Annotated in this window: 6 protein-coding genes; 1 reads left to right on the top strand and 5 read right to left on the bottom strand. The window is 64.4% G+C overall.

Annotated features, from left to right (window positions below):
* The 4 genes from ACXJ7R_RS20085 to ACXJ7R_RS20070 form a co-directional block, all read right to left on the bottom strand.
* The coding region (locus tag ACXJ7R_RS20085; RefSeq protein ID WP_457153371.1) for a DUF3995 domain-containing protein at positions 1 to 279 on the bottom strand (279 nt) is incomplete at its 3' end.
* Positions 276 to 614 carry an Mpo1-like protein gene (locus ACXJ7R_RS20080; protein WP_457153370.1) on the bottom strand — a complete coding sequence of 113 codons (339 nt, stop codon included), beginning with the start codon at positions 612 to 614 and terminating at the stop codon, positions 276 to 278. The genes ACXJ7R_RS20085 and ACXJ7R_RS20080, both read right to left, overlap by 4 nt.
* A 167-nt stretch (positions 615 to 781) precedes the next feature.
* Positions 782 to 4,279 carry a transcription-repair coupling factor gene (gene mfd, locus ACXJ7R_RS20075; RefSeq protein WP_457153369.1) on the bottom strand — a complete coding sequence of 1,166 codons (3,498 nt, stop codon included), beginning with the start codon at positions 4,277 to 4,279 and terminating at the stop codon, positions 782 to 784.
* 71 nt (positions 4,280 to 4,350) lie between these two features.
* Positions 4,351 to 4,638 (bottom strand): succinate dehydrogenase assembly factor 2, encoded by a 288-nt coding sequence (locus tag ACXJ7R_RS20070; protein ID WP_457153368.1) that lies wholly within the window; start codon positions 4,636 to 4,638, stop codon positions 4,351 to 4,353.
* A gap of 92 nt (positions 4,639 to 4,730) precedes the next feature.
* Here ACXJ7R_RS20070 and recG point away from each other — a divergent pair, with 92 nt between their 5' ends.
* On the top strand, positions 4,731 to 6,839 hold the full coding sequence (gene recG / locus ACXJ7R_RS20065) for an ATP-dependent DNA helicase RecG (RefSeq protein WP_457153367.1): 2,109 nt from the start codon (positions 4,731 to 4,733) through the stop codon (positions 6,837 to 6,839).
* Here recG and ACXJ7R_RS20060 read toward each other — a convergent pair.
* Positions 6,791 to 7,367, bottom strand: a 577-nt coding sequence (locus tag ACXJ7R_RS20060) for a DUF502 domain-containing protein (protein ID WP_457153366.1), incomplete at its 5' end; no start/stop codon positions are given. The two genes, recG and ACXJ7R_RS20060, sit on opposite strands and share 49 nt — an antisense overlap.

The following is a 7,367-nucleotide window of genomic DNA, read 5'->3' as shown; positions in this document are numbered from 1 at the left end:
GAAGATTACCGCCCAAAGCATGGTCCCTGCCCTTAGCCACGATTGCGGCAGCGGCAGGTGGATTATCCCTGCAAATCCAAGGACGAGCAAAAGCACCAGTGCCAGAACCAGGGCGACCGCGATGGCGCCCAAGGCGGTTGTTTCGATGACCGGGCTGCCGTCTTCGCGTTGCGGTAGCGCCACATCTGCGGCGACGCGGCCGCCAAAACCCCAATAGAAGTGAAATCCCGAGGCAAGCAAAAGGATCGCCGAGCAGATCGCACTGACTGCAATCGTCATGCCTGTCGAGCGGCCCCATCCAGTCGACGGAGTTGGCGGCCGAGGCCACCGGTCAGGTCGAGTGCCAGCATCCGCAGCAGCGCGATGGCACTCCACAGAGGCCGGTCGGCGAACGGTTTGTTGCTGTTGTGCTCGAGCAAAGGGTGCGTAAGCAGAGCAGCGAGATAAAAGAAGGGAATGATGATCAGAAAAGCCCACCAGACCACGAAGAAAGATACGGCGATCCCGGCGATCGGAGCGAAAAACAGACCGAGATAATGAACAAGCCGCGTCGAGGGTCGCGAATGGCCGGCAAGATAGCCGAGCCAGTATTCATCGAAGGTTTGAGGATCCATGCTTGTTCCCCTTCAGCTTCCGGCATTGATAAATTGCAAGACCATCTCAAGCCATCGGCCGAAATACTTCAATGGCTCCAATCGTCGCACATCTTTCCGGCAGATACCGCCTGATCCCCTCGCGTCGGTTACTTCCGCCCCTTCTGCCAGGCCGTGCAGCGAGGACGCTACGCCGCCTTGTCTACCAGCCGTGCCAACTGCGTCATGACGACGGCCGAACCCGCCAGCCGCTTCTCGGCCGTCGGCCAGTCGCGCACGAACACGACGCTGTGGTCGGGCCGGATCTTGGCCAGTGAACCCTGCTCGCCGATGAACTGGACCAGGCCAACCGGGTTGGAGAATTCGCGTTTGCGGAAATGGATGACGACACCCTTCGGCCCGGCGTCGAGCTTTTCGACATTGGCCTTGCGGCAGAGCGCCTTGATGAAGACGATCTTCAAGAGGTGCTTCACTTCTTCCGGCAGCGGACCGAAGCGGTCGATCAGTTCGGCGCCGAAGGCGTCGATCTCCTCGGTGTTTTCGAGGTCGCCGAGGCGGCGGTAGAGCGCCAGCCTGAGCTGCAGGTCCGGCACATAGCCTTCCGGGATCATGACCGCCGTACCGACGGCGATCTGCGGCGACCAGCCGCCATCCTGGACCTCGCCGGAATCCTTCACCTCGGCGACAGCCTCCTCCAACATCTGCTGGTAAAGTTCGAAGCCGACCTCCTTGATGTGGCCGGACTGCTCTTCGCCGAGAAGATTGCCGGCGCCTCTGATATCGAGATCGTGGCTCGCAAGCTGGAAGCCGGCGCCCAGCGTGTCGAGCGACTGCAGCACCTTCAGCCGGCGCTCGGCGGTGTCGGTCAGCTTGCGGTTGGCCGGCAGCGTGAACAGCGCATAGGCGCGCACCTTCGAGCGGCCAACGCGGCCGCGCAGCTGATAGAGCTGCGACAGGCCGAACATGTCGGCGCGATGGATGATCAGCGTGTTGGCGGTCGGAATGTCGAGACCGGATTCGACGATGGTCGTCGACAACAGCACATCGTACTGGCCGTCGTAGAAGGCATTCATGACGTCGTCGAGTTCGCCCGGCGGCATCTGGCCGTGGGCCACCGCGACCTTCAGCTCCGGTACGGATTCTCTCAGAAAATCATGGATTTCCGCCAAATCGCTGATGCGCGGAACGACATAGAATGAGTGGCCGCCGCGATAGCGCTCGCGCAGAAGCGTCTCGCGGATGACCAGCGGATCGAAGGGCGAGATGAAGGTGCGCACCGCCATGCGGTCGACCGGCGGCGTGGCGATCAGCGACAGCTCGCGCACCCCGGTCAGCGCCAATTGCAGCGTGCGCGGAATCGGTGTCGCCGACAGCGTCAGCACATGCACATCGGTCTTCAGGTCCTTCAGCCGCTCCTTGTGCTTGACGCCAAAGTGCTGCTCCTCGTCGATGATCAAAAGGCCAAGGTTCTTGAACGAGATCGCGGAACCAAGCAGCGCGTGGGTGCCGATGACGATGTCGACCTGGCCCTCGGCGATGCCTTTCTTGGTCTCGGCCAGCTCCTTGGCGCCGACCAGCCGCGACGCCTGGGCGACGCGAATCGGCAGGCCGGAAAAGCGCTGCGAAAACGTCTTGAAATGCTGGCGCGACAACAGGGTTGTCGGCACAACGACGGCGACCTGGAATCCTTCCATCGCCGCGATGAAGGCGGCGCGTAGCGCCACTTCGGTCTTGCCGAAGCCGACATCGCCGCAGATCAGCCGGTCCATCGGCTTGCCGGCGCCCAGATCGTCCCGAACCGAGTCGATCGCCGTCTGCTGGTCGTCGGTCTCCTCATAGGGGAAGCGGGCAGCGAACTCGCCATAGAGACCCTCGGCCGGAACCAATGCTGGTGCGGCGCGCATCTGCCGCTCGGCGGCGATGCGGATCAGTTGCCCGGCCATGTCGAGCAGGCGTTTCTTCAGCCGCGCCTTGCGCGACTGCCAGGCGCCGCCGCCGAGTTTGTCCAAGCTCGCCTCGGCCGAATCCGAACCGTAGCGAGACAGAAGCTCGATGTTCTCGACCGGCAGGAATAGCCGGTCGTCGCCGGCGTAGTGGATTTCCAGACAGTCATGCGGGGCGCCAACCGCTTCGATGGTGCGCAGGCCAATGAAGCGGCCGATGCCATGGTCGGCATGGACGACGATGTCGCCGGCCGACAGCGCCGAGGCTTCGGCGATGAAGTCCGAGGCGCGCTTCTTGCGCTTCGAGCGCCGGATCAGCCGGTCGCCGAGAATGTCCTGTTCGGCGACGACGACCAGTCTTTCGGTCTCGAAACCAGATTCCAGCGGCAGCACGGCCAATGCCGCCTGCCCCGGCTCGAGTTGCTCCGCCTCCGCCAGCGTGGCGACCTGCTTGAGATTGCCGAGATGGTGCTCGCTGAGGATCTGGCTGAGCCGGTCGAGCGAGCCTTCTGTCCAGCCGGCAATGACGATACGGCGGCGCGCAGCACGCTCGTCGGCGATATGCTTGACGACGATATCGAAGACATTGATGCTGGGGTCGGCGCGTTCGCCAGCAAAACTGCGGCCGTGGCGCGAGCCGGCATGGAACACTTTCTTGGCGCCGGCATCGGGCGCGTCGAAGGGCGTAAAATCGATCGCTTCGCGCGGCCCGAGCGAAGCAATCAGGTTTTCCGGCGAGAGGTAGAGCAGGTCCGGCGGCACCGGCTTGTAGGGCACCGCATCCTTCAACGCGCCGTCGGCCTGCTTCTTGCGCGCCTCGTAGTGGTCGAGGATCAGCGTGTGACGCTCGGCCAGCGCCTCATGCGCCAGATGATCGAACACAACAGGCGTGTCCGGCAGATAGTCGAACACGGTCTCCAGCCGTTCGTAGAAGAACGGCAGCCAGTGCTCCATGCCGGCGAAGCGTCGCCCTTCGCTGACCGCCGCATAGAGCCCGTCGTCGCGCTGGGGTGCGCCAAAGGCTTCGATATAGGAGCGGCGGAAACGGCTGATGGTTTCCGGCGTCAGCGCCACTTCGCTCATCGCCTGCAACGCCATCGACTTGCGCTGGCCGGTGGTGCGCTGGGTGGCAGCGTCGAACACGCGGATCGATTCCAGCGTGTCGCCGAAGAAATCGAGCCTGAGCGCTTCGGTCCAGCCGGGTGCGAACAGGTCGAGAATGCCGCCGCGCACCGCGAATTCACCAATGCCGCGCACGGTCGGCACGCGTTCGAAACCGGACGTCTCCAGCCGCGACACCAGCGCATTCATGTCGATCTGGTTGCCGGGCCTGGCATGGAAGGTTTGTGCCTCGACCAGGTCGGCCGGCGGGATGCGCTGCAGCAACGCATTGGCGGTGGTCAGTATGACGGCGCGGTGCGGCTTCTTCGCCAGCGCGATCATGGCGGTCAACGCATCGAGCCGCTTGGCGGCGGCGTCCGAGCCGGGCGAGACCCGGTCATAGGGCAGGCAATCCCAGGCCGGCAGTTCCAGCACAGGAAGGCCGGGCGCCGCGAAGGACAGTGCCTCGATGATCGCCGGCAGGCGCTGGCCGTCGCGCGCCACGAACAGAACCGGCTTGTCCGGCGCGATCTCCAGTGCCGCCTGCACCAGCGCAAAGGCTTCATAGCCGTCGGCGACGCCATCGACGATGAACTGGCCGGCGCGGCCTTTCGGCAGACCGATGGTGGGAATGATGCTCATGAAATCACGGTCTTGTTTGTCGCAACTCCGGGCGGAAAACCGCTTCGCACTTTTCCTGGAATTGCTTGTGTTCAGAATGTCATGGAATGGCGGAAAGCCAGGATCTTCTGCAGGACGGCACAGTCTATGTCCCGGGGAACCGGGCGTTCGCCGGTGACCATGGGCAGGAATTCAGTGTCGGGAATGTCGAGGAGCCTCTCATATTGGTCGATTTCCTCGCCGGTCAAGGCGCCGATCTCGGCGTCGGCGAAGGTGCCGAGGATTAGGTCCATCTCGCGCATGCCGCGATGCCAGGAGCGAAACAGAAGCTTGCGGCGGCGGGCGTCCAGCCCCACGCTTGATCTCGTCGTCCCGGTCATTGTCCCGCATCCTCACTTGCTGCGGCGCATATAGCGTGGATAGAAGAGGCTGTCAGCCTTGCGCTGCGGCCCTCGCGACATAAGCTGACATCATGCGTCCTTCCATCCTCGATCCGTTATTCGTCCCGATCACCTCGCTTGCCGGCGTCGGACCGAAGGTTGGCGCGCTGATCGAGAAAGTCGTCACGGCCGATCTCGGTGATCGCGCCGCGCGCGCCGGCGACCTTCTGTTCGTGTTGCCGCACACCGTCATCGACCGTCGCAACCGCCCGGGCATCGCACTCGCCGCCGAAGGCTCGATCGTCACGCTTGAGGTGCGCGTCGACCGCCACCAGCCGCCGCCGCGCGGCAACAGGTCGGTGCCCTACCGGGTCTACGCCCATGACGATACCGGCGAGATTGCGCTGACCTTCTTCCATGCCCATGCCTCCTATCTCGAAAAGGCGATGCCCGAGGGCGAGCATGTCGTGGTCTCGGGTCGCATGGAATGGTTCAACGGCCGCCCGACCATGGTCCACCCCGACCACATCGCGCTGGCCAGCGAAGCGGAAAACCTGCCGCTGGTCGAGCCGGTCTATCCGCTCACCGCCGGGCTCTCGGGCAAGGTGCTGCGCCGGGCGATCGGCCAGGCGCTGGCGCGCTTGCCCACTTTCGCCGAATGGCAGGACGGCGCCTTCATGCGCCGGCACACCTTTCCCACCTTTGGCGATGCGCTCGCCCGCATCCAGAATCCGGCCGACCCGATCGACGTCTCCATCGATGGTGCCGCGTGGCGGCGCCTCGCATACGACGAGTTGCTGGCAGGCCAGGTTTCGCTGGCGCTGGTGCGGACAAAAATTCGCCGCCTGTCCGGCCGTCCTCTGGTCGGCGACGGCAGCATCGTCGAGAACCTGCGCGCTGCACTCCCCTACTCGCTGACCGCGAGCCAGGAATTCGCGCTCGCCGAAATCAATGCCGACCTCGCCGATCCCGAACGCATGCTGCGGCTCCTGCAGGGCGATGTCGGCTCCGGCAAGACGGTCGTTGCGCTGCTGGCCATGGCCCGTGCGGTCGAGGCCGGCGGCCAGGCAGCACTGATGGCGCCGACCGAAATCCTGGCGCGCCAGCATCTGGCCACGATCGCTCCGCTTGCCGCCAAGGTCGGTTTGCGTATCGCTATCCTCACCGGCCGCGAGAAAGGCCGCGAGCGCACCGACACACTGGCCGGCCTGGCGAGCGGCGAGATCGACATCGTCGTCGGCACCCACGCGCTGTTCCAGGAGACGGTCACCTTCCACGATCTGGTCTTCGCCGTCATCGATGAGCAGCATCGCTTCGGCGTCCACCAGCGGCTTGCCATCACCGCCAAGGGCGACGCGCCCGACATGCTGGTGATGACGGCCACGCCCATCCCGCGCACGCTGGTGCTGACCGCCTTCGGCGACATGGACGTGTCGAAGCTGACGGAGAAGCCGGCCGGCCGCCAGCCGATCCGCACCGTCACGCTGCCGCTCGAGCGGCTCGACGAGCTGGTCGGCCGCATGGTCGAAGCCGTCGCCGGCGGCCAGAAGATCTACTGGATCTGTCCGCTGGTCGAGGAATCCGAAGAGATCAAGCTGATGTCGGCCGAGGACCGTTTTGCGTCCCTGAAACCGCTCTTCGGCGATCGCATCGGCCTCGTCCACGGCCGCATGAAGGGTGCCGACAAGGACGAAGCAATGCGCGCCTTCAAGCAGGGCGAGACACGCATCCTGATCGCCACCACGGTCATCGAGGTCGGCGTCGACGTGCCGGACGCCACCGTCATGGTCATCGAACATGCCGAGCGCTTTGGCCTTGCCCAGTTGCACCAGTTGCGCGGTCGCGTCGGGCGCGGTGACATCAAGTCATCCTGCGTGCTGCTCTACAAGGACCCGCTCGGCGAGACCGCAAAACGCCGGCTGTCGGTGATGCGCGAGACCGAGGATGGGTTCCTGATCGCCGAAGAAGACCTGAAGCTGCGCGGCGAAGGCGAGCTTCTGGGCACCCGCCAGTCCGGCACGCCGGGTTTCCAGGTGGCGCGCATCGAGGCCCATGCCGATCTATTGGAGGCCGCTCGTGACGACGCCAGGCTTGTCCTGTCACGTGACCCGGAGCTGCAATCCGAGCGTGGCGAAGCGTTGCGCCTGTTGCTTTACTTGTTCGGCCGCGACGAAGCCGTCCGGCTCCTGCGCGCCGGCTGAGCCAAGGCGGCAACCGATGGGTTGGCAAGCACATCGATCGGCTCGCCGTTCACGACGACCATCGGCTTGACTTCGGGCGCCACCAGCCCGGCGGAGACGATCAGCTTGGCGCCGTCCTCGATCGTCATATCGAGTAGCACGATGTCGGACTTCGGCACATACATCAGGAACCCGGTGGTCGGGTTCGGCGTGCAAGGCATGAACACGGCGATCAGCGGATCGCCTTCCTGGTCGAGTTTCTGGTTGATCTCGGTCTCCTTCTCGCTGGCGACGAACACCAGCGACCAGACGCCCTTGCGCGGATATTCGACCAACCCGACCTGGCGGAACATGTCGCCCTTGTTCGACAGCACGGTCTCGAAAATCTGCTTCAGCGAGCCATAGATGCCGCGCACCAGCGGCATGCGGCCAAGCAGGCGCTCGCCGAAATTGACGATGGCGCGGCCGACAATGTTGGCCGTCAGGAAACCGATCAGCGTGATCASGATCAGCGCGACGATCAGTCCAAACCCCGGGACCGGAATCGGC

The sequence above is a fragment of the Mesorhizobium sp. P5_C1 genome, from assembly GCF_054049815.1.
Note: the sequence above shows the minus strand (reverse complement) of the source record. Positions and strands in the feature narration are given on the sequence as shown.

Coding starts and splice junctions, on each gene's coding strand:
- ACXJ7R_RS20080 (WP_457153370.1), bottom strand. CDS start 614: ATGGATCCTCAAACCTTCGATGAATACTGGCTCGGCTATCTTGCCGGC.
- mfd (WP_457153369.1), bottom strand. CDS start 4,279: ATGAGCATCATTCCCACCATCGGTCTGCCGAAAGGCCGCGCCGGCCAG.
- ACXJ7R_RS20070 (WP_457153368.1), bottom strand. CDS start 4,638: ATGACCGGGACGACGAGATCAAGCGTGGGGCTGGACGCCCGCCGCCGC.
- recG (WP_457153367.1), top strand. CDS start 4,731: ATGCGTCCTTCCATCCTCGATCCGTTATTCGTCCCGATCACCTCGCTT.